Below are 26,382 nucleotides of genomic sequence, written 5' to 3'. Positions count from 1 at the left end.
TTTTGTTGACAAATGTAAAGGAGGTATGTATGCGGATTAAAGAAGTGGTAGGTAATTTGATTGAAACAGCAATTTCTAAGCATGCTAGTGATATTTTCTTTTTGCCAGACGATAACCAGTTATTGGTTAACTTACGTACATTAAAAGGGTTTACTAACCAAGCAAATTTTACCGAAAACGAAGGTAAGGAAATTATTAACTTTTTAAAATATGCTGCACAAATGGATATTGCCGAGCATCGTAGGCCTCAAGTAGGGGCATTAACTTATCAAGTTAATGACGTAAATTTTTACTTGCGTTTATCTAGTGTGGGCGATTTTACTGATAAAGAATCGTTAGTGATTCGAATTATTTATCAAGTTAATACTGGACAATATTTTTTGCCTGAACAAATTGACCAGTTGCGCTCTTTAACACATAAGCGCGGTTTAGTTATTACCAGCGGCCCAACAGGATCTGGTAAAACAACGACAATGTACAAACTTGCTAAGTATGTGGGACAAAACCAAATGGTGATGACAATTGAAGATCCAGTTGAGATTCAGGAATCCAGCTTCTTGCAAACACAAGTTAATTTGGAAGCAGAGATTAGTTACACACGTTTGTTGGAAGCAGCGCTAAGGCATCGACCAGATATTTTAATTATTGGAGAAATTCGTAATGCCACTACAGCAAGACTAGCAGTTGATGCGGCTTTGAGTGGACATTTGGTGTTAGCTACTGTTCACGCGAAGAGCACTTTACAAACAATTTCTCGTCTAGAAAGTTTACAAGTTGATCGCAATGAATTGGTTAATTGTTTAACAGCGGTGACTTATCAACGTTTGCTGCCAACGCAAGCCGGTTATTCATGCTTAATGGATATTGCAGCTGGATCAGTATTACGGAGAAATATTTTACAAAGTCAAAGAGGTAATTTTGTTGCTTGGAGTCAGAATTTAACTGAGTTAAAGAAAAGAGGCGAGATTAGTGCGCAAATATGTGAGCAGTTTCAAGCAGGATAAGCTATCTAGTATGGAACAACTGACTTTTCTTGATTATTTACAAAATTGTTTGGCGAATGGCTTTTCGTTGAATACTAGCTTGGAACTAATTTCAATATTATGGGTTAAGCGAAGTAAGACCTTGACTAAATTGAATCTAGCAATGCAGCAAGGAGGGCAATTGGGCAACGAAATGCTTAAACTCGGTTTTTCTAAAACTACTGTGACACAAATTGATTTGGCTTTAGAGCAAGGTAACTTGTTAAACTGTTTAAAGCAACTAGCAACCTTAAATCGCTTAAAGAATGAGCAAATCAAAAAATTAAAAGCAGAAATGTCATATCCCTTTATGTTGGTAATTATGATGGTGGCGTTATTAGTCTTTATGCAAACTTTTGTATCTGATCAGTTTACAGATACTAATGAATATACAGGCGATTTATTATTACTAGGAATATTAGCTTTGAGCATATTGTTTTTGTATTTTTTGACGCAGATATTGGCATTACTAAAAAAGCAAGACTACCACTCATTAAAAAAACTGTCGCACTATCCGATTATTGGACCAGTTATTAAAGTATATGTTAATTATTTATTGGTTTATGATGTTGGCTTGTTGATCGCTAGTGGCTTTTCCTTACAAAAAATGTGTGAATATGCTTCTAGGCAAACTAAGGGATCTTTGCAGCAATTTGTTGGAGTAAAAGTTGGAAAGCAGCTAGAACGTGGAAAAAGTTTATCGCAAATTATTAAACAAGAAATATTTTTGCCGGATGAATTAATATTATTGCTGCAAACAGGGTCTAAAAAGGGCGATTTAAGTAGCAGATGTTTGTTATTAGGCCAGAGCTTATTTACGGAATTAACTAATAGAATTGAGAAAACGATTATCAACGTACAACCCTTTTGTTTTATTTTGATTGGGTTATGTATTATCGGGATGTATTTAAAATTATTGCTGCCGATGTATTCGATGATGCAGCAAATTTAAGGAGTTAACCAAGATGAAGAAAAAAGCGAAAAATTATTTATTAAATATTATTGCTAAGACACGCAAACCTCAAGGCTTTACCTTGATTGAAATGGTAGTTGTTATTGCTATAATCGTCTTGTTGATTTTGATTATTGCCCCCAATCTAACTAAGCAAAAGCAAAATGCTAGTGATAAGACTGATGATGCCTTTAAGACGACATTACAGACACAAACGGAATTATATGAAGAAGATAGTTCCCGAAAAGGTAAGGAATTGAATTTTCAGAATATGTTTGATGATGGATATCTGACCAAGAACCAGTTAGAAAAGTCCAAGAATTATAAGGTAGTTAATGGTGTGGTTGAAAATAATAAGTAAAATCAAATTAACTGGTTTTAGCTTGGTTGAAATGATGGTCACACTGGTGATCTCGATTAGTCTAATTATGTTAGGGGTTGTTCAATTAGGAACATATCAAGATCAGTTGATTTTAAATAATACCACTAAGGAAGTTAAAAGCTCAATTGAGCAAGCTGCCAGAGTCTGTACGATTAGACATCAAGCAATAATGATTAATTATTATCCAGTTTCTAAAAGAATAGCTTTGATTGGCAAAAATTATTCACGTCAAATAAAGCTAGATTCACAAATTGAAGTTTATAACTTGACTAGCTTAAAGATATCAGCAAAGGGATCAATTTCACCACAAACAATCACTATAAGTAACCATAAAAGTTCACAAAAAATCAAATTACAAATGATGTGGGGAAGAGTGATTGATGGTAAAGATTAAACTCAAGGGCTTTTTGCTGGCTGAAAGTATGATTGCATTAATTATTGCAATCTTAGGGGTAACCTCGATCGCATTGATTGTTGGGCAAAGTCGAGCAACAGAACGCAAGCTGGAGTTAAAAACCGATCGTGTTTATGCTTGGCATGTATTAAAGAAAGCCAGTTTAACTAAAATTGAAGTTCATGATTGTGTTTATGAATTAGCAGGTAATCAAAGTGTTTATGACGCAACAAATAAAAAAATTTATCAAATTAAAAAATAAGGGTTTTATGCTTTCTGAAGCAATATTTGCCATATTTGTTACTTTACTGGTGGTGACTATTTTACAGAACCTGTTAAAGAGTGTTACAACGGCTGATCGTGCTGGTCATCGAACAGACGATATCGCGTTTGCTTATGTTCAATTTGATCGTTTTTTTCATGATAATGAAACCGAAACTGCTTATATTTTTGAAGGTGGTTCTAATTCTAGGCAGGTCGGCATAGTTAAAGTAGAAAAATCTGGTCAGAAGAAAACCTATCTTTTGAACTTTTATAAAAATATGTTGCGCATGACTACTCCTGAAGGTGGTCATATGCCGCTGTTACTAAATGTCAAGCGTGCGATTTTCACGCATACTAGTAAGCAAATTTTGATAAAGGTTACGGAAACAGATAATCGTTATTCCGAATTAGTATTTGAATTAGAGCAACCACCAATAAAAAAGAAGACAAGAAATGCACAAATTAAAATCCCTAAAAGTAAAAGCTAGTGCCTTATTAAGCAGTGTATTAGTGTTAGCGACATGTATAGTTTTTATTCAGTTTTATCAAACAGTTTATCGAGATAGTATGGAAAATAACTTATTGTTGATTGAATATTTGATTAACGAATGATTTCCTTGCATGCATTACCCTATTTCTATTAAAATATCTAAGAGATAGGGGAATATAATGGATAAAATCGAAGATCTTTTTAATAAATTTACGGATTGTGTTGAGTTTTTACAGGAAAAGTTGAACGTTTCATATAGTGATGCACTAATTGAAACGTTTGATAATCTCGAGAGCGGCAAAATCAAGGTTGAAATGGGTGCACCAGACAAAGAGTCTGTAGCCATATTAAGTCAGAAATATGCAGAGCTAAGATATGGACAACTCTCGCGAGCTACTAAGGTGCAACTTTTTACTTTATTAACGTTAAAAGCGGAAACTGAAGACAGCATAGATACCAATCAAATGCCAACACCGCCGCTAATTTCGACGGTAATAGCGTTGATGATGCAAAAATTACTGCCAAACAAGCAACTTACAGTTGTTGATCCAGCAATTGGAACTGGCGATTTATTGTATTCGGTAATTAATCAACTTAAGGGTGTCAATCATTCAAGTTTTCAATTCAAATTAACAGGTATTGATAACGATGAAGAAATTTTAAGTTTTGCAGATATTGGTGCACATTTAAATGACCTTAAAATTGACTTATATTGCCAGGATGCGTTAAATCCTTGGCTAATTGATAGTCCAGATGTGGTAGTCAGTGATTTGCCCATTGGTTATTATCCGGTTGACGAAAATGCTAAAAAATTTGCCACTAAGGCCCAGCAAGGACATTCATTTGCTCACTTATTATTTATTGAGCAAATAATTAAAAATCTTAAGCCAGCTGGTTATGCTTTTATAGTAGTTCCACAATCAATTCTTGCGGGCAAGGTTGGGGCAGATTTTATGCCTTGGTTAACAAAAAAAGTTTTTATACGTTCGATAATCGAGTTGCCTGATAAAATGTTTAAAAATAAATTTAATCAAAAATCAATTTTAGTTTTCCAAAATCATGGACAAGAAGCAACTAATAGTGAAGTATTTCTCACAAAGTTGGACTCAACTAAGCAAGAGGAAGCACTGGTTAAACTTAATGTTAAGCTAAATGAGTGGTATAATAAAAACATTGATTAATTTGTGAAAAATTTAAAAGTTATTTGTGCGGAGGAATTTTATTTATGAAAAAAGTTTTAGCAATTAACTCAGGTAGCTCTTCTTTTAAATATAAGCTGTTTGCGCTACCTGAAGAGAAAGTTTTAGCTGAAGGAATTGCTGATCGAGTTGGTATCGATGGCTCTTCTTTTGAAATTGAATTAGCTAACGCAGAGAAGCACACTGAAGAAGTTGCTATACCTGATCAGGAAACAGCAGTTAACTTATTATTAGATTCTTTAAAGAAATACCAAGTAATTGATGATCTCAATGAGATAGTTGGTGTTGGTCATCGAATTGTTGCTGGTGGTGAAGATTTTGCAGATTCTGCAATTATTGATCAAAAAAAATTGCAGAAAATTTATGATTTAAAAGAGTATGCTCCTTTGCATAATCCGGCTGAAGCTAAAGGCATTGAGGCATTTATGAAATTATTGCCTAATGTACCAGAAGTTGGTGTATTTGATACTTCGTTTCATCAGAGTCTGGATCCAGTTCATTATATGTATTCTATTCCTAATAAATACTATGAAAAGTATGGTGTCCGTAAATATGGTGCTCATGGTACCTCAGTTAGATATATTGTTGCTAGAGCAGCTGAATTATTAAATAAAGATGCTAAGAATTTAAAGCTGGTAGTTTGTCACTTGGGATCTGGAGCCTCTGTTACGGCTGTTAAAGATGGTAAATCTTTTGATACTTCAATGGGCTTTACACCACTTGCTGGTGTGACGATGGGTACACGTTCAGGTGATGTTGATCCGTCTGTTTTGCAATATATTATGAACAAAGAAAATCTTGATATTAATCAAATGATTGATATTTTGAATGATGAATCAGGCTTGGTAGGAATTTCTGGAATTTCTTCAGATATGCGTGACTTAGAAACTAATCCTGATAAAAAAGCTAGTCTAGCTCGTAATATCTTTGTTAATCGCGTAGTACAGTATGTTGGTTCGTATATTGCTGAAATGAATGGCGTAGATGCAATTATCTTTACGGCTGGTATTGGTGAACATGATAGTAGTGTACGTGAAAATGTTATGAAATCATTCGAATATGTTGGATTGGAACCTGATTTTGAAGCCAACAAGTCAAATGGTGAAAAGTTTATTTCTAAGCCTGATTCAAAAGTTAAGGCAATGATTATACCAACAGATGAGGAATTAATGATTGAACGTGATGTTGTTCGTTTAGCTAATTTGAACTAGTTTTTTAGGTTTTTAATTCGTATGTTAAGTGTAGTTTATGCTATAATTAAGAAGTCAAAACGGGGATGTTTTGGGATTCGACAGGCGTAGATTCGCATTGACTGCGATTTGTAGGTTACGGCTACATTAAAACGTTACAGAACTTTAACTGCAAATAAAGAAAATTCATACGCATTAGCTGCTTAGTTTAGCAGTTATGCCTTGCCTGGTATTGGATTGCTCATGTCTAGTATTGGGTATCAAATCAATGAGTTACGTTTAACTACCTCATCTGAATAGTTAAAAAGAGTCTGAGCAGATTAGCTAGTCCATCCTAGCTCTGTTATATGGCGTTTTGGACTAGTGAAGTTCAAATAATATAACTATGATCGTAGAGGTCAGTGATGGAATGCGTTTGGACAGGGGTTCAATTCCCCTCATCTCCATTAACAAACTGAAAAGCTTATCAAATTAATATTTGGTAGGCTTTTTGATTGCTTTTGATACAAACTTATTATCCAGTCTTCGATATTTTTAATATTTGATATGGAAAAATTTATTGTATTTCAGTGGTATTTAATAAATTAAAAACTTGCTTGATTAGAAATATTTTAACTAATATAATATGGTTTACAAATATGAACTAATGATTTTTCAATCTTTTTAATTTTTGAATGTTGATGTATCAGTGATTTTTTACTGTATTCCCCACGTATGTGGGGGGGTGATTAAAGGATTAATCAATAATCAGCATGAAATTGCGTATTCCCCACGTATGTGGGGGGGTGATTTCAACAACAAGAAGCTGAACAAAGACGCGAACGGTATTCCCCACGTATGTGGGGGGGTGATTCAGGAACTCTGTCCCTACAGGCGACCGGCGAAGTATTCCCCACGTATGTGGGGGGGGATCTTACCCATAAATAACCAACCTGATCACGATTCGTATTCCCCACGTATGTGGGGGGGTGATTTTTTGATATGCAGGAGCGTTGCATGGCTGTTTGTATTCCCCACGTATGTGGGGGGTGATCTCCATCTATAACTAATGATAATTTTACCACATTGTATTCCCCACGTATGTGGGGGGTGATCCTTCTTGCAGCTGAACTCGAGTTTGCAACCATAGTATTCCCCACGTATGTGGGGGGTGATCCTTAATGTGCTTCGCTTTGACCCAAAAGACTATGGTATTCCCCACGTATGTGGGGGTGATCCTCGAACAAAGTTGGACTAAAACCGAACAAAATCGTATTCCCCACGTATGTGGGGGTGATCCCTCATAATCTGATGTAATTCCCGTGTTTCGAAAGTATTCCCCACGTATGTGGGGGTGATCCTTGGACAATACGCTTAAAATTATAAGGATTGCCGTATTCCCCACGTATGTGGGGGTGATCCTGGGTAAATGGCGATTATCAGAATTTTGTAAAGGTATTCCCCACGTATGTGGGGGTGATCCCTGCTAGGTTTGTAGTGGAGCTAATACATGGATGTATTCCCCACGTATGTGGGGGTGATCCTGAAGGTAGTCCTTTAAAAGCTGAAAAAAAATAGTATTCCCCACGTATGTGGGGGTGATCCTTGAAAATCTAATGGATTACCGAATTGGTACCCGTATTCCCCACGTATGTGGGGGTGATCCTGAGCCAAGAACATATACAAACTGGTGGCTATAGTATTCCCCACGTATGTGGGGGTGATCCTTGAAAATCTAATGGATTACCGAATTGGTACCCGTATTCCCCACGTATGTGGGGGTGATCCTGAGCCAAGAACATATACAAACTGGTGGCTATAGTATTCCCCACGTATGTGGGGGTGATCCTTGAAAATCTAATGGATTACCGAATTGGTACCCGTATTCCCCACGTATGTGGGGGTGATCCCGCGGTTGTCAAAGAAGACAAAATCGGTATCCAGTATTCCCCACGCGAATGTGGGGTCTTTTTTATTTATATTTAATAAAAAATATATTTACTTTTAATATTAAACGATGTAAAATTACGAAAACACTTTTACAGTCTCAAAATAGGGAGTTTGATAATGAAGGTAAAACGATTGGTAATAGTTGGAATAACCAGTTTATTAAGTATGGTAACTTTGGTGGGGTGTGGCACTAATAATAGTTCGCAACCTAAAAAAGTTAATAGTACTGCGAAATTTATGGTTAAGGATATCATTGCGACAATGGATCCGTCGCTCAATACTGATGTGATTGGCAGTCAGGCTGCAACAAATACAATGGAAGGTTTATATCGTTATGAGGGCAAAACGCTTAAGCCAGCACTTGCCACTAAAATTGTTAAACCGACTAACAACGGCTTGACCTATACTTTTCCTTTGCGACATTCAAAATGGAGCAATGGCGATGAATTGACAGCTGCTGATTTTGTCTTTGCATGGCGTCGAACAGTTGATCCTAAGACTAAATCACAGTATGCCTATATTTATGAAGGGATTGCTAACGCAGAAGCAATCACTGCTGGTAAAGAACCAGTCAATTCGTTAGGAGTAAAAGCTTTAGACAAATATACTTTGCAGGTTACTTTGGAAAAACCTATTCCATATTTTAATAAATTAATGACCGGTGAATTTTATTTTCCACAAAATAAGAAAGTTGTGAAAAAATGGGGTAAAAAGTTTGGCACAAATTCCAAAGCGTCAGTTTTTAATGGACCGTATAAATTGGTTAATTGGGACAGTCCAGATAATACTTGGACCGAAATAAAGAATAATAATTATTGGAATGCCAAAAATGTTAAAGTTAAAAAGCTGCAATATCAGGTAGTTAAGGATCCAACTACTGCTTTAAATTTATATCAATCAAATAAGTTAGATGATGTGACTATTAGTGGTGATAATGCTAAGCAAATGCGAGGCGATAAAGATTATAATTCTCGTAAAATGAATTCTATTTTTTATTTGGCACCTAACCTAAAGCGGCAGGCATTATTTAGAAATAAAAAGATTAGGCAAGCAATTTCATTATCAATTGATCGAGTTCAATTAACAAAAAAAGTTCTAGGTGATGGTAGTAAGCCGCTTAGTAGCCTGGTACCGCAGAATATGTCTTTTGATCCAGCTGATAAAACCAAGGATTTTGTGGATGAAGTTAAACCTAGTGCGGCTAAATATGTCAAGTATGATCCCAAAAAGGCTAAAAAGCTTTGGCAACAAGGCTTAGCTGAAACAGGTAATCAAGGTAAAAAGTTTAATTTAGTCTTATTAGGTGACGATACTGATGTTTCCAAGAAGCAATGTGAATTTATCCAAAATCAATTAGAAAAATTACCAGGAATGAAAATCACGTTAAATAATGTGCCATTCAAAAGTCGAATTAGTCGCTCTGGTAGTGGTGATTTTGACTTAGTAGTGACAACGTGGACGGCAGATTTTCCAGACCCAATTAATTTTCTAACGTTAATGACTTCTAAAGCAAGTTACAATTGGGGTAAATGGACTAATAAAAAATTTGATCAGTTAGTTGCAAGGAGTATGAAAGAAGATGCCAATAATGCCAACAGGCGCTGGCAAGATTTGAAGAATGCTCAAAATATTTTAAATGAAGAGCAAGGTGTAAGTCCGCTATACCAGCTCGGAGAAGCCCATTTAACTAAATCTCGAGTTAAAAACTTGATAATTTCACCTAATGGAAATTACAATTTGGCTACCCTGAGATTGACAGATTAATAATCATCATCTAAATCACTTTGGCTGTAACCAAAGTGATTTTTTATGCTCAAAAATCAACTTGCCGACAGAGCTTTGTTTAAAATATTGCCGATTGCCGGTTCCTTATAGATTGCTACTACATCGTATTGCAAGGCAGGAATTTCTGGTAAATAGCCAAGTGTGTCAGTATAGGGGATATTAAGTGGTAATTCTTTTGGATAAAGTGCTAGACCATGATTTAAGTAGACGTTTGTTAGCGCAGCGTCAAAGCTGTCGAGATAAATTACTTTTTGATAGCTTATCTGCAATTTTTGCAAAATAATTTGAATTTTAGTCTGAACGTCGTTACCATCGGTAGCTGACCATTTTTGTAAAAAAAGCGACTGTTTAGCTACAGTTTCTTTATTTATCGTCTGATTATGAAAAGTAGACTGATGAAGCAGTACCCCAAAGTTAGCAGTACCAATCTTCTTAATTCTGATATCCTTAATTTTGCTGACGGCAGTTGAGAAGCCCACTAAAATATCATAGTCATTTGCCGCTAATTTAGTTATACTACTAGAAAACTTTTCGGTATCAAGTTCCAATTGTAACTGTGGATTTATTAATCTTAATTTCTTTGATAACTCGAGTGCCCAATGGCTAAATCCACGTAAATAGTGGATTTTTAGAGTTTGGTAACTATCATCTAGCTTGCTAACTTTTTCGTTAAAGTTATCATAATGCTTGAGCAAGGCAATTGAGTAATGATATAGGTTAATACCAGCAGGAGTAACCTGAAAATGAGAAGTTGAGCGATCGATTAAATTAAGTTGGAGCTCATTTTCCAAATTTTTGATAGCCTTACTAATTGCTGTTTGCGACACAAAATTACGTTTAGCTGCAGGCGTGAATCCTTGTGTTTCCACTACATCAATAAAATATTTAAAAGCCAATAAATTGTATTTCATAAGTTTCTCCTTGAGCTTATAACTTTAGGTAATAAGTTATTATCATTCTATGTTAGCGCTTACTTAAAAGATAGTATAGAGTTAAAGTTGCAAGCAAGGAATTTTTACTTAAAACTTAAGATTATTGATATTAAAAGGAGTGATTCCAGATGGTACAAAAATATATCTTGGCAATTGATGAGGGCACAACCAGTACACGTGCAATCATCTTTGATCACAATGGTAAAAAAGTAATTGAATCACGTAAAGAATTTCGACAATATTTTCCTAAACCTGGCTGGGTTGAGCATGATGCCAATGAAATTTGGAATTCAGTTTTGTCGACAATTGCCAATTCGTTCATCAACTCTGAAATCAAACCTGATCAAATTGCAGGTATTGGCATTACTAATCAGCGTGAAACGACGGTTGTTTGGGACAAAAAGACGGGGTTACCAATTCATCATGCAATTGTTTGGCAATCAAGGCAAACTTCCAAGTTAGCTGATCAATTAATTGCCGATGGAAATCAGGAAATGATTCATCAAAAGACTGGTTTAATTCCTGATGCATATTTTTCAGCTACAAAAATTCGCTGGATTTTGGATCATGTACCTGGTGCTCAGCAGAGAGCAGAAAATGGTGAATTGCTATTTGGCACAATTGATACCTGGCTGGTTTGGAAACTAACTGGTGGAAAGGTTCATGTAACTGATTATTCAAATGCTAGCAGGACGATGCTGTTTAATATTAAAAAACTTGATTGGGATGATGACATTCTTAAGTTACTTAATATTCCGCGACAGATGTTACCAAAAGTTAAAACCAATTCGGAGGTATATGGTAAAACAGCAGATTATCATTTTTATGGTAGTGAGGTGCCGATAGCAGGGATGGCTGGAGACCAACAAGCTGCGTTATTTGGTCAGTTAGCCTTTGAACCAGGAATGGTTAAAAACACTTATGGTACCGGTGCTTTTACAGTCATGAATACGGGACATGAGCCAGAATTTTCTGCCAATAATCTATTAACAACGGTTGCTTATGGTATTAATGGTCAGGTAAATTATGCTCTAGAAGGCAGTATTTACGTTGCTGGATCGGCTATCCAATGGTTGCGTGATCAAATGAAAATTATTAGCGACGCTACAGAATCGGAAACTGCTGCTCGTAATTCAAGCGATCACAATGAAGTTTTTGTGGTTCCTGCTTTTACTGGTTTGGGTGCGCCATACTGGGATTCAGAGGTGCGCGGAGCAGTCTTTGGCTTAACTCGTGGCTCTTCACGTGATGACTTTATTAAGGCTACACTGCAATCACTGGCATATCAAAGTCGTGATGTAATTGATACCATGCATCAAGATACTGAAATTGCTATTCCAAAACTTAAGGTCGATGGTGGTGCTGCTAATAATGATTATTTAATGCAATTCCAAGCTGATATTTTAGGAATAGAAATTGAACGAGTTGAAAATTTGGAAACTACGGCTTTGGGTGCTGCCTTTTTAGCTGGTTTAGGAATTGGTTTTTGGCATAGCCTCGATGAGTTAAAAGGTATTCAAAAGGTAGGTAAGGTCTTTAAGCCGCAGATGAAACCAGCTGAACGGGAAAACTTATACAAAGGCTGGCAATCTGCTGTAAAGGCGGCTCAAAGTTTTTCATATCATGCCCTTTAATGGTAATAATAATTTTTAATGGAGGATAACTAATGGAATTTTCACTTAAAACTAGAAAAAAAGAAATTGAGCAGCTAAAAAATATCGACTTAGATTTATTAGTTATTGGTGGTGGCATTACTGGTGCAGGAATTGCCTTGCAAGCTAGCAGCGCCAAAATGAAAACTGGATTAATTGATATGCAGGACTTTGGCGCCGGAACTTCATCGCGTTCAACTAGACTAGTTCATGGCGGGATACGCTATCTCAAAACTTTTGATGTACAAGTGGTGTCTGATACGGTTAAAGAACGGGCGGTCATTCACCATATTGCACCGCACATGACTCAACCAGATCCAATGATTTTACCAATTTATGATGAGCCAGATACTACATTTACAATGTTTTCGGTTAAGGTCGCTATGGATTTATATGATCACTTAGCTGGTATCGAAGGAGACTCCCCATTAACTAAATATGCCAATTATACGATTGATAAAGCAGAAACGTTAAAACGTGAACCGCAACTAAATCCAGTTAACTTAGAAGGCGCAGGGGTTTATTTAGACTATCAAAATAATGACTCTCGGCTAGTTTTGGAAAATGTCAAAAAGGCCCACGAACTTGGCTGTTTAGCGGTTAGTAGGCTAAAAGCAATTAAAATTTTACATAATGAAGCCAAACAGGTTAATGGCGTAAGAGTTAAAGATTTGCTAGATGGAACAGAATTTGACATTCATGCTAAAGTTGTTATTAATGCCGCTGGTCCGTGGTCAGATGAAGTCAGACAGACAGATCAGTTAACTTATAAGGAAGCCCGTTTGCGTCCAACTAAAGGGGTTCATTTGGTAGTTGATCAATCACGGCTAAAGGTTCCACAACCAACCTATTTTGGTTCAGGCACCGCAGATGGCAGAATGATTTTTACCATTCCAAGAGAAGGGAAAACCTATATTGGTACTACAGATACTGATTTTCATGGTGATTATAATCATCCAGTTGTTGAACAAAGTGATGTTGATTACCTACTAAAGATCATCAATCGAAAATATCCTACAGCACATTTAACACTGGCTGACGTTGAAGCTAGTTGGGCAGGTGTACGGCCATTAATCGGCGTAGAAGATGCTGGTAATGCGGCTGCTGATGCAGTGACTGGTGCCAGCGTTTCAGATAGTACCTCGGCGCCTTCTGCTGTTTCTCGAGGAAGTTCATTGACAACTGCCGATGATGGACTTATTACGCTTGCAGGTGGCAAGCTAACTGACTACCGGATTATGGCTAATGGAGCAATGGAAAAGATTGCTCAAAAACTGCATGATGATTTTGGAGAAGCTTTTGTTTTACCAGATTCAGCTAAAGTCAAAGTCGCGGGTGGCGATTTTGATTCAGATAATGCAGAGGCAGAACTAGCAAAAATTGCGCAAGCCGGAGAGGCAGTTGGTATTTCACCAGCTGATGCTCAAGAAATTGCTAGCCTGTTTGGTTCAGAAGCAGCCAAAATTTATGACCGTGCTAAGCAAATTACTCCAGAACCAGGACTTACTTTGGGACAGACTGCAGCACTGGATTATTCCTTAGCAGAAGAAATGACGCTCACACCAGTTGATTATTTATTGCGGCGCACATATCATGTCTTATTTAAGAATGATACTTTAGATAAAGTTAAAGTGGGTGTTGTTAACCGCATGGCTAATTATTATGGTTGGGATCAGCAGCAACTGGATTATTGCACACAAGAACTAGAACAAGTAATTGCAGATTCTCGGCTTGAAAGGTTAAAGAATACTAATTAAAGTAGCATGCTTAACACTATTAATTTTTAAGGGACTAACTTCCAATTGATTTTTGGAGGTTAGTCCTTTACTTTTTACTAATTAATTTGTTAAATTATCAATACAATTTTTATTTTGCTTGTGAAAAGTTTAAAATTAAGAAAGTAATAACTATTTTTGTTAAGCGAAGAAATAGAAAGGGGAAAGGATGATATACATTGCTTGTGGTTTGCTAATTTTAGGTGTGGGACTTTTGTGGTTAATTGCACCAGCTAAGCAGGCTAATCCACTTTATGGTTACTCTTCATACTTGGCTCAAGTTAATCAAGCTAGTTTTCAGTTTGCCCAAAAACGAGCAAGTCAATTTTGCATTATTTTTGGACTACTTCAACTTGGAATTGGAGTAGTGATCCATCTTTTGCAATGGGATCGGTATTTTTTGCTGTGGTTATTGACGTTTTACTTTTTTATTTTATTTCCAATTGTGGCAACGGAAAAAAGTTTAAAAGCATTTTTGCAAAAACGTCATGAATTACCACCAGATTATGTGGAACCCGATCAAGTAAAACACGAAAAAACTAAAGGACTTAAGGATCGAAAATGAAGCTTAAAATTTTAATGGTTGAAGATGATGCCTCAGTTGCTGAAATGATGGGTATGTTCTTTAAAAAAGAGGGTTGGAGCCAAGAAGTAGCTGTTGATGGCGAGGAGGCAATTGCTAAGTTCACCAAACACCCAGACCAATATGACTTAATTACTTTAGATCTGAATTTGCCTAAAAAGGATGGGATTCAAGTTGCTAAGGAAGTTCGCGTGATTTCACCAACTGTTCCTATTATCATGTTAACAGCCCGTGATAGTGAGGCTGATCAAATTTTAGGATTGGGTGTAGGAGCGGATGACTATGTTTCTAAACCTTTTAGTCCATTGGCACTGATTGCTCGAATTAAGGCACTATTACGCCGAATTATGATTGAGGATAATCAAAAGCTGGTACAGGCAAGTGACAAACCTGAATCTTTTGATCTTACTACCAATCATGTACAAATTTCCAAAACTAGGCGCGAAGTACTGTTTGATGGTCAATTAGTAGATAATATTACACCGAAAGAATTTGACTTGTTGTATACGATGGCTCAAAAGCCAAAGCAAGTCTTTTCGCGTGAACAATTATTAGAGTCCGTTTGGGGCTACGATTATTTTGGTGAAGAAAGAACTGTTGATGCACATATTAAAAAATTACGGCAAAAATTAGAAAAGGTTGGTGCTAACGTAATTCAAACAGTTTGGGGTGTTGGCTATAAGTTTGATGATTCACAGGCAGACAAATGAAGTTAATTTATCAACATCTGCTTAGCTTTTTACTAATAATTTTTACTACGGTTGCGATTATTGGTTATGCGGAAATCACGTATGTTACAGATCAAGCTTATACCCAAAACTACCAGCGCATGGATGATTATGCTGCTTCTTTAAGTGATTTGGCTGTTGCTAATCAAAAAAATGGAACGGTCACGCTTAATTCAGAATTCCTAAATCAATTACAATTTGTTTTACGTAGTGATGACTTGCATTTGAGAATTTTTGATGCAGCTGGTAAGCAAATTTATCCTAAAAATGAACAAAAATTCCGTTTACCCCAGTCAGTTTTTTCTATTTTGAACCAGGGACGTGAAATTCGGGTAAAAAATAATAATGATTCGAAGGCCTATTTTGGACATACTAAGGATGCATATACCGGTGTATTAGTTCCATGGACAAATAAAAATAAGCTGATTGGGTCGATTTGGCTAGGTTCACGAGTCAAGAATGTGGAGCGCTCAATTGTCACTGCTAAGCATAATTTATTTAATGCACTAATTATTGCCTTGATTGTTGGATTAATTTTGAGTCTAGTTTTGTCATATTATTCAACTAGCAAAATTAAACGATTATCACGGGCAACTAAAAAGGTGCAAGCTGGCGACTTTGATGTTCAGATTAAATATCAGGGAAATGATGAAATAGACCAATTAGCTGCTAGTTTTAACCAAATGGTGCGTACGCTAAAAAAATCTAACGAAGAAGTTAGACAACAAGAAAAGCGCCGAGATCAGTTTATGGCTGATGCTGCCCATGAAATGAGGACTCCACTTACAACGATTAATGGTATTTTGGAAGGCTTACAGTATGATGCGATTCCTGAAGAATCGAAGCCAAAATCGATTGCATTGATGAGTAGGGAAACTAAACGTTTGATTCGACTAGTTAATGAAAATCTTGATTACGAGAAGATTCGTAATAACAAGGTTAATCTTACTAAGACTCAGTTTAATGCAACTAAGGTGCTAGAGGACGTTAAGATTCAACTCAAACAAAATGCAGTTAAAGCAAACGATCAGTTGCAGGTAATATCACCGCAAAAATTGCTGATTTATGCTGATCGTGATCGCTTTACCCAAATTGTTGTTAATTTAGTCCAAAATGCTATCCAATTTACTACTAATGGTCAGATTACGATTACTGGTCGCAGGATTGAACATGGGAGTGAAATCGTCGTTACGGATAATGGAATTGGTATGAGTCAAGAGCAGATGCAATATATTTTTGAGCGTTTCTTTAAGGCTGATCCTTCTAGAGCAAGACTTGGTAAGGGAGAGTCAGGGTTAGGTCTAGCAATCGTTGCTTCATTGGTTAAACAGCATGGCGGTAAAATTAGAGTTAATTCGGTACCAAATCAAGGGTCAACGTTTGTGATAACGATTTATGATCAGGGTTATGAAGAAGTTATTAGTAAATAAAGAAGCACTACCAGTTAGTTTGGTGGTGCTTCTTTAAATTCTATTTATCTTCTGTTTGTTGCCATACCTTTGCGGTAGCTGGGATCTTGCCTAGATTGGTAATATCGTCTTTATCAACAACAATTAAATTATTTGGCCCTGTGGCCAAGTTATTGAAACTATCTAAACTTTGATTCTTAAAATAACCATCGCTTGCATCGGCTAAACTTGCTTGCAGTTTAGCAATTCGGTAAGCTTCTGCGTCTGCTCTAGTTTTGACCGCTTCGGCATTAGCTTTAGCTGTGGCAACTAGCGCCTCATTTTTAGCTTTAGTAGTCAGTTCAATGTTTTTTGCTTCACCTTCAGCTTTTTCAATCGCAGCAATCTTTTCACGATCAGCAGTTAGTTGTTTGTCCATTGCCTTTTGAATTTCAGTACTTGGCAAGAGCTCATCAATATTGACCCTAACAACACGAATCCCATAAATGTCAGTCAAATCACCAATTGCATCTGACAACTGGGCGTTGATCTCGCTAGTTGAGCCCAAGGCATCATTAAGATCCATCCGCCCAATAATATCACGCAAGTGACCTCTAATTAATTCAACCATCGATTTAACAGAATCAGTGTTATTGTAAAAGTATTTATATGAATCAGTAACTAGGTAATTTAAAGTTAGACTAGTTGTGATTTCTGCATTGTCTTTAGTGATAATTGAATATTTGGATATTTCTGCTGGAAACATTGCCAAAGATACACGGCGAATATGTTGGACTAATGGAATGATGAAAACAAAGCCAGCCTTAACGGTTCTAGAATACTTGCCAAGCGTTTCAATCAGTCCCTCATTGTTTTGTGGAACAACTCGAAAGCCAGATAGCAACACACAAATTAATAAAATTATTATAATAGCTTTAAGCATTATAGTTCTCCTTCAATATCCTAATACTATAATTTTTACTATTAATTATAATCTTTTTATTATTTTTTACTATCTTTATTTTTAGCCTTTTTTTGCTGACTTAACTGATTATTTTTCACATCTGCTGGAATTTTGGTAATATCATCTGAACGATTTTTGAGTTGGGGAGCATCAGTTTTGTACAGTTTAGTAGTGGTGCCGTGATGACGACTAATTAAGGCAGTTGAATTCGTCTTTAATTTAGTAATGATATCTTCCATCTGCTGATAGTTTGTCAGATAATCAAATTGTTCAGGATTTACTGGTTTAAAACCAACTGGAGTATAGAAACGCAACAAGTTATGATTATTTAACAAATCAGAGTATTTGAGTGACTTTTTAGCCTTTTTAGCTAAAGCATTAATTTCAATTTTTTCTTGTTTGGTAAAATTAATAATTTGTTTGCCGGTTTTACGATCATAGACATCACCTTTTTTACCTTTTCCGCCAATGATGACATATTTTTGACTGACCACAGTTCCATTTCTGAAGACAAGCCAAGGTTGGTATTGTTTAGAAAATAAGTCACTGCCGAATTGGATGTAATTTTGGTTAGAAATCCCTAATAAATGAAGAAGCGTTGGTAAGACATCGATTTCTCCAGCTACTTCTTTTTTTATTTGACCTTTTAGGTTAGGTGCATGGATCATGAAGGGGACGCGCTGCATTTGGACATCATTATAACTATTCCAGGTATCAGCACTTTCTCCAATAATGGGGGCTAGCGTCTGATTTTCTGAATTACTTAGTCCGTAATGATCGCCATAGATAATTACCATAGTGTTTTTAATTAATCCAGATTTAGTAAGGTAATCGAAGAACTCTTTGACTGCTTGATCAAGATAATGAGCTGTTTCAAAGTAATTATTGATTGATTTATCACTGGTATCGGTAGTCTGAAAAGCTGGATCAAGGTCCTCTTTGTCCATATCAAATGGGGTATGGTTGGTGAGTGTAATGAATTTACTATAAAAGGGTTGTTGCATGCGTTCAAGGTATTTGATACTTTCATCAAACATCAGCTTATCCTTAATGCCATAACCTAGAGTATCGCTTTTGGCGTTACTGAAGTATTTTTGATCAAAGAAATAATTATAGCCCATGTTTTTGTAGACATCATCGCGATTCCAAAAAGTACTAGCATTACCGTGAAAAACTGCAGAAGTATAGTTACCATTTTCGTGTAAAATTTGTGGAGCTGCTTGAAAAACATTGCTACTGCCAAGAGAAGTGAAAAGTGAGCCGTCAGAAATACCATAAGTACCAGTTTCAAGCATATTTTCGGCATCACTTGTCCGTCCGACACCAACCTGATGATAGAAATTGGCAAAACTAATTGTATGCTGATTATTGTAAAGTGAGTTAAGAAATGGTGTCACAGGCTTGCCATTAATCTTTAAGTTAATCAGAAATTGCTGAAAACTCTCGAGGTGGATAACAATTACGTTTTTGCCCTTTTCCTTACCAAAATACTGTGAATTAATTGGCAGTTTGCTTTGCTTGGTAAACGTTAGAACTTTATTCAAGTCAGCCGCATTTGCATTGCGATTTGTTTGTTCAGTTTGCTCATTTTTCACAGCATCATAAACAGTATAGGTATCGATTCCCAAGTATTTTACGACATAAGAACGATCAAAAGTAGTCCCCAATAGGCGCGGTCTGGAGGTTTCTGCTAAGAAAATATTAGTAACTAGTATTAGGACACCAACAGTGCTTGCAGCAAAAGGTGTTAGTAACCCATAAGAATGTTGATCTACTTGGAGCTTATGACTGCACAACAAGATCAAAATGATAATTAGATCGAGCCAAAGTAAAAGGTCACTTGGTTGCAATAAGGCAACGGCACTTTTACCTAGGCCTGGTGCTACTTTGCCAGCATTAGCGATAGTTTTAACAGTAATAAAATCGGAGAACTGTCGATAATATAGAACATTAGCAAAGAGCAGACCGGTGTTAGCAAAATCCATTAGCAGCATAACGCCGTATGATACTAGGGGCTTAGGAAAGTAAAACCCGATACTGAACAAAAGAGTGGCTGTTCCAATTGGGCTAAGCCACATAATGAAGTGCTGGTAAGGATCGTTGATTCCTAAATTGAAGTCATGATAAGCGGCAAAGATATATTTCAGAGTAAATAAACTAACTAGTAAGATGAAAAATCCAGTTCTGGTTTGAATAAAATTGATTAATCGCTTTTTTTGCAAAATGAACTCTCCTTAATAGTTTTAATTTTAATAGTTTAGTTAGCTTTAGTCATTTTTTTCGATATTGTTAGTCTTTTTTTAAGATTTATCATACCAAAGTTTTGTATAATGAGCTGTACTCTATTTTAGGAATTGATTGAGATATGATTTTTTTAGGACCACTTTATAATTTACTTGCTCAAAATTTTGCTACTAAACTTAACCATTTTGCCTTAGTCAAATTGACGATGCTAGCGATTGATAAGACTCTATTTTACTTTTTATTGTTTGCTTTATTGCGATTGGTTTGGCTATTGGCAGTAAGAAGACGCCGGACAATCAAATCAGAAGCTGGGGTCTGGCTATTTAGTTTTTATCTAATTTTATTACTAATGGTAACTACTTTCCGCAACACTTATTTTCCTTGGCAATTATCGTTTGATTTTAGTCGTCCGTTGAATGAGATTAATTTAACCTTTTTAAAGGAAACATGGAAATTGTTTTATGCCAGTAGTCAATTGGATTTTTTTTACAATTCATTAGGTAATATCTTATGCTTTATTCCATTTGGTTTTTTGGCGCCGTTTGTTTTTTCAAAGAAGCAATCTTTTTGGCGAGTTATACTAGCTGGAATTATTTTATCAGTTTTTATCGAAGGGATGCAGTTTTTATTACAGACTGGTGTTAGTGATATTGATGATGTTTTTTTTAATAGTTGTGGGGCAATAATTGGTTATCTATTTTATTGGTTAGTTAATCGCTTTCGGTCTAATTAAGGCAAACTTTTTAAAACTAGGAAAAAGCACTGGAATTTACAAAATAAGATTGCTAAAATGTTCTTGTGAAGTAAATATTATATACAGTAAGGAAGCAAATTTATGAGTTTAATTAATTTTGACAATACTAAACTAACACCATTTATTCATGAAAATGAGCTTGGTGAGATGCAAGCATTAGTTGATGCAGCAGATAAAGAGTTAAGAACTGGAACTGGAGCCGGTAGCGATTTTTTAGGTTGGGTTGACTTGCCAGTTAATTATGACCGAGAGGAATTTGCGAGAATCAAGCAAGCTGCTAAACAGATTCAAAGTGATTCAGAAGTATTAATTTGTATTGGCATCGGTGGCTCATATCTTGGCGCCCAAGCTGCAATTGAATTTTTAAATAGTGCTTTTTATGGTAAGTCTAAAGAAAATTATCCGACAATCGTTTTTTGTGGTAATTCACTTTCAGGTTCATATCTGCACGATTTAATGGCATGGCTAGGCGATAAAGACTTCAGTATTAATATTATTTCTAAATCAGGAACTACTACTGAACCTGCAGTTGCTTTTAGAATTTTTAAAGAAAAGCTAATTAAAAAGTATGGCAAGGAAGCTGCCAAAAAGCGAATTTATGCAACAACTGACCGTGCTAAAGGTGCACTTAAGACTGAAGCTGATGCAGAAGGCTATGCTGAATTTGTTGTACCTGATGATATTGGTGGGCGTTATAGTGTGTTGTCTGCTGTTGGTTTATTGCCAATTGCAGCTTCTGGTGCAGATATTGATCAATTAATGCAGGGTGCTGCTGATGCACGTAGTGATTATAGTGATACTGATTTAAGTAAATCAACGCCATATCAATATGCAGCTTTGCGTAATATTCTTTATCGTAAAGGTTACACGACTGAAATTGTTGAAAATTATGAACCAACTTTGAGAATGTTTGCTGAATGGTGCAAACAGTTAATGGGTGAGTCTGAAGGTAAGGATAATAAAGGTATTTGGCCAGCAAGTGCCAACTTTACTACAGATTTGCATTCATTAGGGCAATATATTCAAGAAGGCCTGCGTAACTTATTTGAGACAGTGATTAGAGTAGAAAATCCATCTAATGATGTTGAAATTCCAGATGATGAAAATAATTTGGATCAGTTGAATTTCTTGTCAGGGAAGAGTTTAAATTACGTTAACGATCGTGCATATGAAGGTGTGGTTTTGGCGCATACAGATGGCGGGGTTCCCGTAATGACAGTTAACATTCCTGATCAAACTGAACATACTTTGGGGTATCTCATTTACTTCTTTGAGCTGGCAATTGCGATTTCAGGATATCTTAACGGCATTAACCCATTTAACCAGCCAGGAGTTGAAGAATACAAGCGCAATATGTTTGGCTTATTGAATAAACCTGGTTATGAAGAATTACATGACAATTTAACTGCACGTTTTGAGCAGGAATAATTAAATTAAAACGGAGTAGAGCTTAATAGTGATGCTCTGTTTTTGTTTGAGATAAAATAATTAAATTACATTGTAAGCTGATTTTATAAATTTGCAATTGCTACTTAGAAAATTCTAAATTTATTTTTCTGGAGCTTACGCTTGTAAACATTTGACAACCATGCAGGATAAATAAGACGCAGATTTTGGTGATTGACAAATCGAAGTTAAAGAACATCATAATCGCTTTCATTTAGGCAAAAAAACAGTATAATTGAACTAGCAAATCAAAAGGAGTTTTTTACGATGATGTGTGATAACTTATTTTTCAAAATTTTATGGGTAATCATTTACGGAATAACCGCTTATTTTACTTTTACGGGTAAAATGATGCCAGCAATGTATTGGATGGCTGGTGGGATGCTTTCACAAGCTGTTGTGGATTTGGTCTATCATTTTTTACCAAGTCACAAAAAATGCTAAATTTAAAGCTACTAAAGTTTCTTTGACTAGTTTTAGTAGCTTTTTTATTTGCAAAAATTTATTGATTTAACCTTATTGGTCGTTTTCTTTTAAAAAACTTTGGATGATTTTTTCTCGAATAGTTAAAAAGATCTGATTATGACCAGTTGGATGAACACGGTTAGTTAGGATTATCAAGCCTGTTTTTTTAACTCGATCGAGCAGCATTAAGGTGCCAGTGTAGCCTGTATGCAAAATGAGTGGATAATGGTCTTGCGGATCAAAGCGTAAGTCCCAGCCCCAAGATCGAGCTTTTAGTCCAATTGGATTTTTATTTTCAAATAACTGGCTGACTGTATTTTGTCCAAAAGGCAGAATATTGCGGTCAATTCCCAGATAGCCGTTACTGATAGTGATTAGGTCTGGAAGATTAGCAAAAAGTCCGGCAGATCCACAGTCCTTTCCTAATTGACGTGCCTTAGGATCGTGAGCAATTCCTTGCAATATTTGATCGTTGCTAGTAGTTGGGACACAATCTTTTTTAATGGGTGAAAAAGTAGTATGTTTCAAACCCATTGGTGCAAATATCTCTTTCATTGCGACATCTTGGATTGATTGACCGTAGATTTTGGTAATAACCATTCCAAGTAAGATAAAGTTAGTATCCGAATAACGCATTTTATGCTCAAATTCACTAGTTACTGGTAAGTGAATAATTGAATCGAGTAAGTCATCATGAGTAAGTTGATCGCGATTAGGAATCCAACCGGCGATACCACTGGTGTGAGTTAATAAGTGATATAGACGTACTCGCTTATCACTAAATTCAGGAATAAAATCATGTAGCGGCTCTGAAAAGTTAATTTTGCCTTGATCGTATAATTTTAATAAAATATTTTCAGTTGCTAGTACTTTAGTTAAACTAGCAAGATCGTATTTAGCAAAAGGACTGAGTTGTGTTACGGTTGGATAAATACTGGCAAAGCCAATTGTAGAAGTAAAGCTTTGTTCATTTTCAATAAAAGCATAATTTACTCCAGGGACAATTCGCTCTGAAACCATTGATTCAATTAAGGTTTGTGTAGCTGAATAATTACTCATAATAGGTTTTCCTTTGCAAAATTGTTTTTATTATTTATTATAGCGAATTTTCTCTTGACAAGAACACTTTTTACAAGCATAATAATTTATGTTGATTTTGCCCGTTGGTCAAATGGTTAAGACGCCACCCTCTCAAGGTGGAGTTACGAGTTCAATTCTCGTACGGGTGATTTTATCAATGGGATATAGCCAAATGGTAAGGCACAGGTTTCTGGTTCCTGCATGTTTCGGTTCGAGCCCGGATATCCCAATATAGGTGGCTTAACAGCAAGGCTTGAGAGCTTTGAAAAACTGATTTGCCCAACAAATGCCCATCAGGGTTATTAAAAAAAGTTAGATGAATAAATCGTCTAGCTTTTTTTCTATTTCTTTGTCACTTTTTCTTTTATCCTCATCAATGTAATAAGCATACACATTTAATGTCATTGATAAATTTTTGTGACCTAGTCTTTTTGAGATAGCCATCCAATCAACATTTTTGTGATGAAGTATAGCCACATGCACATGACGTAAACTATGAATTGTAAAATCTTTCTTAGTTAAATTGGCGTGTTTCATAATTACTTGCAATTTACTATTAACCGTTCGATTAGCAGGTGGCAGGTCAGTATCTTTTTCTTTAAAGATATAACCGTCCTGATCGTCAGTTTTGATTTCTTTTAGCAATTCAATCAGTTTGGCGTTAATTCGAATTGTGCGATAAGAAGAGGTGTTTTTAGTTGGCCCTAGTTCTTTAATATCACTGTTGTAAGAATGATGAATCGCAATAGTATGTTTTTTGATATTAAGGTTGTGCCACTTTAGTCCGCTAATTTCGCCAATACGGGCACCAGTTAGAATAATTGCAATGATAATGTAAGTGGAGGGGACAGCAGGTTCTCTGTCATCTAGCGCAGTTTTTAATAGCTTTTGCGCCTCGGCATAGGATAAGAAGATAGGTTTGCGCGTATTTGCATCATTTCCATTGATATTGACGCCTTGAGTGAAGTCTAGGGTAATTATGCCATCTGCAATTGCATTCTTCACACAGGCTCTAAATTGGCGATTGAGTAGCCTTACTGTTGTGGTTGAATGTGTCTTACAAACATCATTGATAAATTGCTGCCAATGAATTCGTTTGATTTTTTTAATTCTAGTATCTTTAAAGTAGTCGTGAATAATTTTGTCATTAGTGATATAACGTTTTTGCGTTTCATGTCGGATATGCGGTTTTTTAAAGGTAATCCACCATTCATGAAAGTAATCAGCAAAGACTGGATTTTCTTCAATGTCTACACCTTGTGTATGCATGTATTGCTGTTTAACTACATATTGTTCAGCTTCAACTTTAGTTTTAAAGCCGCCTTTTTCCATTTGATGAAGCTTACCATTAGCATCACGCCAGTTTATTCTAGCTGACCATGATTTGCCACGTTTTCTTACTGGCATTTTAAACGCACCTCCAATTGTGCTATAATAATTTTAAGCGCACTAATAGCGCAGATGATGATTAATCCTACAAGAGTAATGTTTGGCGATGTGGCTCTTGTGGGATTTTTTTATTTTATAAAAATTCGTCATAGTTTCTAGGGAAATGCATATCATTTAAAATAGCAGTAAAGCTAACCGAATGAAATTCATTTTGATATTTAGAAATTAAGTTTTGAATATTTTTCTTTAACACGGTATACTGCCTTTTATTTAAAACCAATTTGAGTGAAACTATTAATTCGAATACTCCACATTGGCTACTATTACGATTAGACTGACTAATTGTCTGTCTGAGAGTACGTGGTATTTGTAAATCACTTAAAATACTAGAAAAATTAACTCCTTTCTTAACAATTTTCCTATAAGTTATTTCACTATGTGCAACTGAATTTCTAAAATGATTTACTAAAGTATTAATTGATTCTATTGATAATGGATGCACTTGTATGTTTTGCTTATAATTTCTTTTATATTTTAATGCAAAGTCTTTAGCAATTTCTGTTTTTAATCCAATTAAATGATGCTCTCTATCAGGTTTATCACTACAATTTTGATAAAAGTAATTTAATTCTCCAAATGTCATAAAATTTACTAGTACCCATAATGGAACATAACCGTACTTGTTTATGTAATGTCTAATTGCATTATCACCCTTAGTATTTTTTTGTATCTCATAAGATAGAGAATTGATTGTTTTAACAACATTAAAAGCATCGGCGTCATTTCTTGAAAAGTTGTTCATAGCAAGATATGAATGTGGTTCAGTATAACGTTTGGAAAATTTGTAAGACAACTCTGCGCCAAGATTACTTTCGTATTCCATTAGTGGACCATATAAGATCTGGCGAAGCTCTCTATCAAAATCATATAAACTTTTAATTTCTTCAAAAGTTGAACCGGTGATATATCTTTCAGGATCGATAGGACGTCCATTTGAATCTTTTTCTAAAAACAATTTCTTATAGCCATTGATAATAGAGTAATAGCCATGTTCTTCTAAAGCTCTATTCGCACTAGGCTTGACAATCAAACCTCTGCTGCGGAGAATTTTTAGTTGTTGATTATGAGTAGTAAACGGTTTAGGATTGTCAGTCATTAAAAAAGCCTCCAAAAAAACAAAAACCCCACATTCTGTAAAAATAATACAGATGTGAGGTTCTGTTAGTCCAGCACCTAACTCCTAGGGCCCTCTGAACTTGATCTATGTCTGTATTATAACAGATTGATTTTAAATTTCAATCACAATATGTAGCAGCCTACTATAACTTAGCAGGTTGATAAATCAACAAATTTATTTTTAAAAATACAATATCTT

General features: G+C 35.6%; 23 protein-coding genes, 2 tRNA genes, 1 other RNA gene and 1 CRISPR repeat array. Of the genes, 20 read left to right on the top strand and 6 right to left on the bottom strand.

All coding sequences use genetic code 11. The annotated features are described in order from the left end of the window. Positions 1 to 29: 29 nt before the first annotated feature. From comGA to OZX56_RS05595, 10 genes are all read left to right on the top strand, one after another. Positions 30 to 1,004 (top strand): competence type IV pilus ATPase ComGA, encoded by a 975-nt coding sequence (gene comGA / locus OZX56_RS05640; protein ID WP_277139212.1) that lies wholly within the window; start codon positions 30 to 32, stop codon positions 1,002 to 1,004. Positions 1,005 to 1,014: 10 nt separating this feature from the next. After that, positions 1,015 to 1,974, top strand: coding sequence for a type II secretion system F family protein (locus tag OZX56_RS05635; RefSeq protein WP_277139211.1), 960 nt, complete (start codon positions 1,015 to 1,017; stop codon positions 1,972 to 1,974). 13 nt (positions 1,975 to 1,987) lie between these two features. Then, positions 1,988 to 2,335 carry a competence type IV pilus major pilin ComGC gene (gene comGC / locus OZX56_RS05630; protein ID WP_277139210.1) on the top strand — a complete coding sequence of 116 codons (348 nt, stop codon included), beginning with the start codon at positions 1,988 to 1,990 and terminating at the stop codon, positions 2,333 to 2,335. Further along, positions 2,319 to 2,750 carry a Prepilin-type cleavage/methylation protein gene (locus tag OZX56_RS05625; RefSeq protein ID WP_277139209.1) on the top strand — a complete coding sequence of 144 codons (432 nt, stop codon included), beginning with the start codon at positions 2,319 to 2,321 and terminating at the stop codon, positions 2,748 to 2,750. Before comGC ends, OZX56_RS05625 begins: the two co-directional genes overlap by 17 nt. Continuing rightward, positions 2,737 to 3,012 (top strand): hypothetical protein, encoded by a 276-nt coding sequence (locus tag OZX56_RS05620; RefSeq protein ID WP_277139208.1) that lies wholly within the window; start codon positions 2,737 to 2,739, stop codon positions 3,010 to 3,012. The genes OZX56_RS05625 and OZX56_RS05620 overlap by 14 nt, the downstream gene beginning before the upstream one ends. Continuing rightward, positions 2,972 to 3,502 (top strand): ComGF family competence protein, encoded by a 531-nt coding sequence (locus tag OZX56_RS05615; protein WP_277139207.1) that lies wholly within the window; start codon positions 2,972 to 2,974, stop codon positions 3,500 to 3,502. The genes OZX56_RS05620 and OZX56_RS05615 overlap by 41 nt, the downstream gene beginning before the upstream one ends. A gap of 181 nt (positions 3,503 to 3,683) precedes the next feature. Continuing rightward, the gene (locus OZX56_RS05610; RefSeq protein ID WP_277139206.1) at positions 3,684 to 4,685 is read left to right on the top strand and encodes a class I SAM-dependent methyltransferase; all 1,002 of its coding nucleotides are present in this window, start codon (positions 3,684 to 3,686) and stop codon (positions 4,683 to 4,685) included. 44 nt (positions 4,686 to 4,729) lie between these two features. Next, positions 4,730 to 5,914, top strand: coding sequence for an acetate kinase (locus OZX56_RS05605; protein ID WP_277139205.1), 1,185 nt, complete (start codon positions 4,730 to 4,732; stop codon positions 5,912 to 5,914). Between the two features lie 61 nt (positions 5,915 to 5,975). Further along, positions 5,976 to 6,342, top strand: a transfer-messenger RNA (tmRNA) gene (gene ssrA, locus OZX56_RS05600). A gap of 252 nt (positions 6,343 to 6,594) precedes the next feature. Then, positions 6,595 to 7,837: a CRISPR direct-repeat array (repeat unit 22 nt; unit sequence GTATTCCCCACGTATGTGGGGG). A 102-nt stretch (positions 7,838 to 7,939) separates the two neighbouring features. Continuing rightward, a complete protein-coding gene (locus tag OZX56_RS05595; protein WP_277139204.1) occupies positions 7,940 to 9,586 on the top strand; it encodes a peptide ABC transporter substrate-binding protein in 1,647 nt (548 codons plus the stop codon). Positions 9,587 to 9,642: 56 nt separating this feature from the next. Here OZX56_RS05595 and OZX56_RS05590 read toward each other — a convergent pair whose 3' ends face one another. After that, positions 9,643 to 10,518, bottom strand: coding sequence for a LysR family transcriptional regulator (locus OZX56_RS05590; protein WP_277139203.1), 876 nt, complete (start codon positions 10,516 to 10,518; stop codon positions 9,643 to 9,645). 149 nt (positions 10,519 to 10,667) lie between these two features. Here OZX56_RS05590 and glpK point away from each other — a divergent pair, with 149 nt between their 5' ends. The 5 genes from glpK (at position 10,668) to OZX56_RS05565 (ending at position 16,707) form a co-directional block, all read left to right on the top strand. After that, positions 10,668 to 12,173 carry a glycerol kinase GlpK gene (gene glpK, locus OZX56_RS05585; RefSeq protein ID WP_277139202.1) on the top strand — a complete coding sequence of 502 codons (1,506 nt, stop codon included), beginning with the start codon at positions 10,668 to 10,670 and terminating at the stop codon, positions 12,171 to 12,173. A gap of 32 nt (positions 12,174 to 12,205) precedes the next feature. Further along, a complete protein-coding gene (locus tag OZX56_RS05580; protein WP_277139201.1) occupies positions 12,206 to 13,948 on the top strand; it encodes an FAD-dependent oxidoreductase in 1,743 nt (580 codons plus the stop codon). Positions 13,949 to 14,135: 187 nt separating this feature from the next. Further along, positions 14,136 to 14,531 carry a hypothetical protein gene (locus OZX56_RS05575; protein WP_277126298.1) on the top strand — a complete coding sequence of 132 codons (396 nt, stop codon included), beginning with the start codon at positions 14,136 to 14,138 and terminating at the stop codon, positions 14,529 to 14,531. Continuing rightward, on the top strand, positions 14,528 to 15,259 hold the full coding sequence (locus OZX56_RS05570) for a response regulator transcription factor (protein ID WP_277139200.1): 732 nt from the start codon (positions 14,528 to 14,530) through the stop codon (positions 15,257 to 15,259). The genes OZX56_RS05575 and OZX56_RS05570 overlap by 4 nt, the downstream gene beginning before the upstream one ends. After that, positions 15,256 to 16,707 (top strand): HAMP domain-containing sensor histidine kinase, encoded by a 1,452-nt coding sequence (locus OZX56_RS05565; protein ID WP_277139199.1) that lies wholly within the window; start codon positions 15,256 to 15,258, stop codon positions 16,705 to 16,707. The genes OZX56_RS05570 and OZX56_RS05565 overlap by 4 nt, the downstream gene beginning before the upstream one ends. Before the next feature lie 40 nt (positions 16,708 to 16,747). Here OZX56_RS05565 and OZX56_RS05560 read toward each other — a convergent pair whose 3' ends face one another. Continuing rightward, positions 16,748 to 17,608: an SPFH domain-containing protein gene (locus OZX56_RS05560; protein ID WP_277139198.1), complete on the bottom strand. Its 861-nt coding sequence runs from the start codon at positions 17,606 to 17,608 to the stop codon at positions 16,748 to 16,750. 59 nt (positions 17,609 to 17,667) lie between these two features. Next, positions 17,668 to 19,851 (bottom strand): LTA synthase family protein, encoded by a 2,184-nt coding sequence (locus OZX56_RS05555; RefSeq protein ID WP_277139197.1) that lies wholly within the window; start codon positions 19,849 to 19,851, stop codon positions 17,668 to 17,670. A gap of 143 nt (positions 19,852 to 19,994) precedes the next feature. Between OZX56_RS05555 and OZX56_RS05550 the strand changes: the two genes are divergently transcribed. The 3 genes from OZX56_RS05550 (at position 19,995) to OZX56_RS05540 (ending at position 22,517) form a co-directional block, all read left to right on the top strand. Continuing rightward, entirely contained in the window at positions 19,995 to 20,606 is a 612-nt protein-coding gene (locus OZX56_RS05550) for a VanZ family protein (RefSeq protein ID WP_277139196.1), read from the top strand. Between the two features lie 102 nt (positions 20,607 to 20,708). Then, entirely contained in the window at positions 20,709 to 22,055 is a 1,347-nt protein-coding gene (locus OZX56_RS05545) for a glucose-6-phosphate isomerase (protein WP_277139195.1), read from the top strand. Positions 22,056 to 22,340: 285 nt separating this feature from the next. Then, complete coding sequence (locus tag OZX56_RS05540) at positions 22,341 to 22,517, top strand: hypothetical protein (protein WP_277126305.1); 177 nt, start codon at positions 22,341 to 22,343, stop codon at positions 22,515 to 22,517. Between the two features lie 72 nt (positions 22,518 to 22,589). Here the strand turns inward: OZX56_RS05540 and OZX56_RS05535 are convergent, their stop codons facing one another. After that, a complete protein-coding gene (locus OZX56_RS05535) occupies positions 22,590 to 23,597 on the bottom strand; it encodes a serine hydrolase domain-containing protein (protein ID WP_277139194.1) in 1,008 nt (335 codons plus the stop codon). 98 nt (positions 23,598 to 23,695) lie between these two features. Between OZX56_RS05535 and OZX56_RS05530 the strand changes: the two genes are divergently transcribed. Both OZX56_RS05530 and OZX56_RS05525 read left to right on the top strand, forming a co-directional pair. Next, a tRNA-Glu gene (locus tag OZX56_RS05530) sits at positions 23,696 to 23,767 on the top strand. 9 nt (positions 23,768 to 23,776) lie between these two features. After that, positions 23,777 to 23,848: transfer RNA gene (locus tag OZX56_RS05525), tRNA-Gln, on the top strand. Between the two features lie 82 nt (positions 23,849 to 23,930). Here the strand turns inward: OZX56_RS05525 and OZX56_RS05520 are convergent. Beyond that, complete coding sequence (locus tag OZX56_RS05520) at positions 23,931 to 25,025, bottom strand: site-specific integrase (protein WP_277139193.1); 1,095 nt, start codon at positions 25,023 to 25,025, stop codon at positions 23,931 to 23,933. Positions 25,026 to 25,140: 115 nt separating this feature from the next. Next, positions 25,141 to 26,163: an Abi family protein gene (locus OZX56_RS05515; protein WP_277139192.1), complete on the bottom strand. Its 1,023-nt coding sequence runs from the start codon at positions 26,161 to 26,163 to the stop codon at positions 25,141 to 25,143. Positions 26,164 to 26,382 lie beyond the last annotated feature (219 nt).

It is taken from the genome of Lactobacillus sp. ESL0684 (genome assembly GCF_029392675.1).
Classification (GTDB): Bacteria; Bacillota; Bacilli; order Lactobacillales; family Lactobacillaceae; genus Lactobacillus.
The sequence above is the reverse complement of the archived record's forward strand: the minus strand, read 5'-3'. Positions and strand labels throughout refer to the sequence as shown.

Coding starts and splice junctions, on each gene's coding strand:
- comGA (WP_277139212.1), top strand. CDS start 30: ATGCGGATTAAAGAAGTGGTAGGTAATTTGATTGAAACAGCAATTTCT.
- OZX56_RS05635 (WP_277139211.1), top strand. CDS start 1,015: ATGGAACAACTGACTTTTCTTGATTATTTACAAAATTGTTTGGCGAAT.
- comGC (WP_277139210.1), top strand. CDS start 1,988: ATGAAGAAAAAAGCGAAAAATTATTTATTAAATATTATTGCTAAGACA.
- OZX56_RS05620 (WP_277139208.1), top strand. CDS start 2,737: ATGGTAAAGATTAAACTCAAGGGCTTTTTGCTGGCTGAAAGTATGATT.
- OZX56_RS05615 (WP_277139207.1), top strand. CDS start 2,972: ATGACGCAACAAATAAAAAAATTTATCAAATTAAAAAATAAGGGTTTT.
- OZX56_RS05610 (WP_277139206.1), top strand. CDS start 3,684: ATGGATAAAATCGAAGATCTTTTTAATAAATTTACGGATTGTGTTGAG.
- OZX56_RS05605 (WP_277139205.1), top strand. CDS start 4,730: ATGAAAAAAGTTTTAGCAATTAACTCAGGTAGCTCTTCTTTTAAATAT.
- OZX56_RS05595 (WP_277139204.1), top strand. CDS start 7,940: ATGAAGGTAAAACGATTGGTAATAGTTGGAATAACCAGTTTATTAAGT.
- OZX56_RS05590 (WP_277139203.1), bottom strand. CDS start 10,518: ATGAAATACAATTTATTGGCTTTTAAATATTTTATTGATGTAGTGGAA.
- glpK (WP_277139202.1), top strand. CDS start 10,668: ATGGTACAAAAATATATCTTGGCAATTGATGAGGGCACAACCAGTACA.
- OZX56_RS05580 (WP_277139201.1), top strand. CDS start 12,206: ATGGAATTTTCACTTAAAACTAGAAAAAAAGAAATTGAGCAGCTAAAA.
- OZX56_RS05575 (WP_277126298.1), top strand. CDS start 14,136: ATGATATACATTGCTTGTGGTTTGCTAATTTTAGGTGTGGGACTTTTG.
- OZX56_RS05570 (WP_277139200.1), top strand. CDS start 14,528: ATGAAGCTTAAAATTTTAATGGTTGAAGATGATGCCTCAGTTGCTGAA.
- OZX56_RS05565 (WP_277139199.1), top strand. CDS start 15,256: ATGAAGTTAATTTATCAACATCTGCTTAGCTTTTTACTAATAATTTTT.
- OZX56_RS05560 (WP_277139198.1), bottom strand. CDS start 17,608: ATGCTTAAAGCTATTATAATAATTTTATTAATTTGTGTGTTGCTATCT.
- OZX56_RS05550 (WP_277139196.1), top strand. CDS start 19,995: ATGATTTTTTTAGGACCACTTTATAATTTACTTGCTCAAAATTTTGCT.
- OZX56_RS05545 (WP_277139195.1), top strand. CDS start 20,709: ATGAGTTTAATTAATTTTGACAATACTAAACTAACACCATTTATTCAT.
- OZX56_RS05540 (WP_277126305.1), top strand. CDS start 22,341: ATGATGTGTGATAACTTATTTTTCAAAATTTTATGGGTAATCATTTAC.
- OZX56_RS05535 (WP_277139194.1), bottom strand. CDS start 23,597: ATGAGTAATTATTCAGCTACACAAACCTTAATTGAATCAATGGTTTCA.
- OZX56_RS05520 (WP_277139193.1), bottom strand. CDS start 25,025: ATGCCAGTAAGAAAACGTGGCAAATCATGGTCAGCTAGAATAAACTGG.
- OZX56_RS05515 (WP_277139192.1), bottom strand. CDS start 26,163: ATGACTGACAATCCTAAACCGTTTACTACTCATAATCAACAACTAAAA.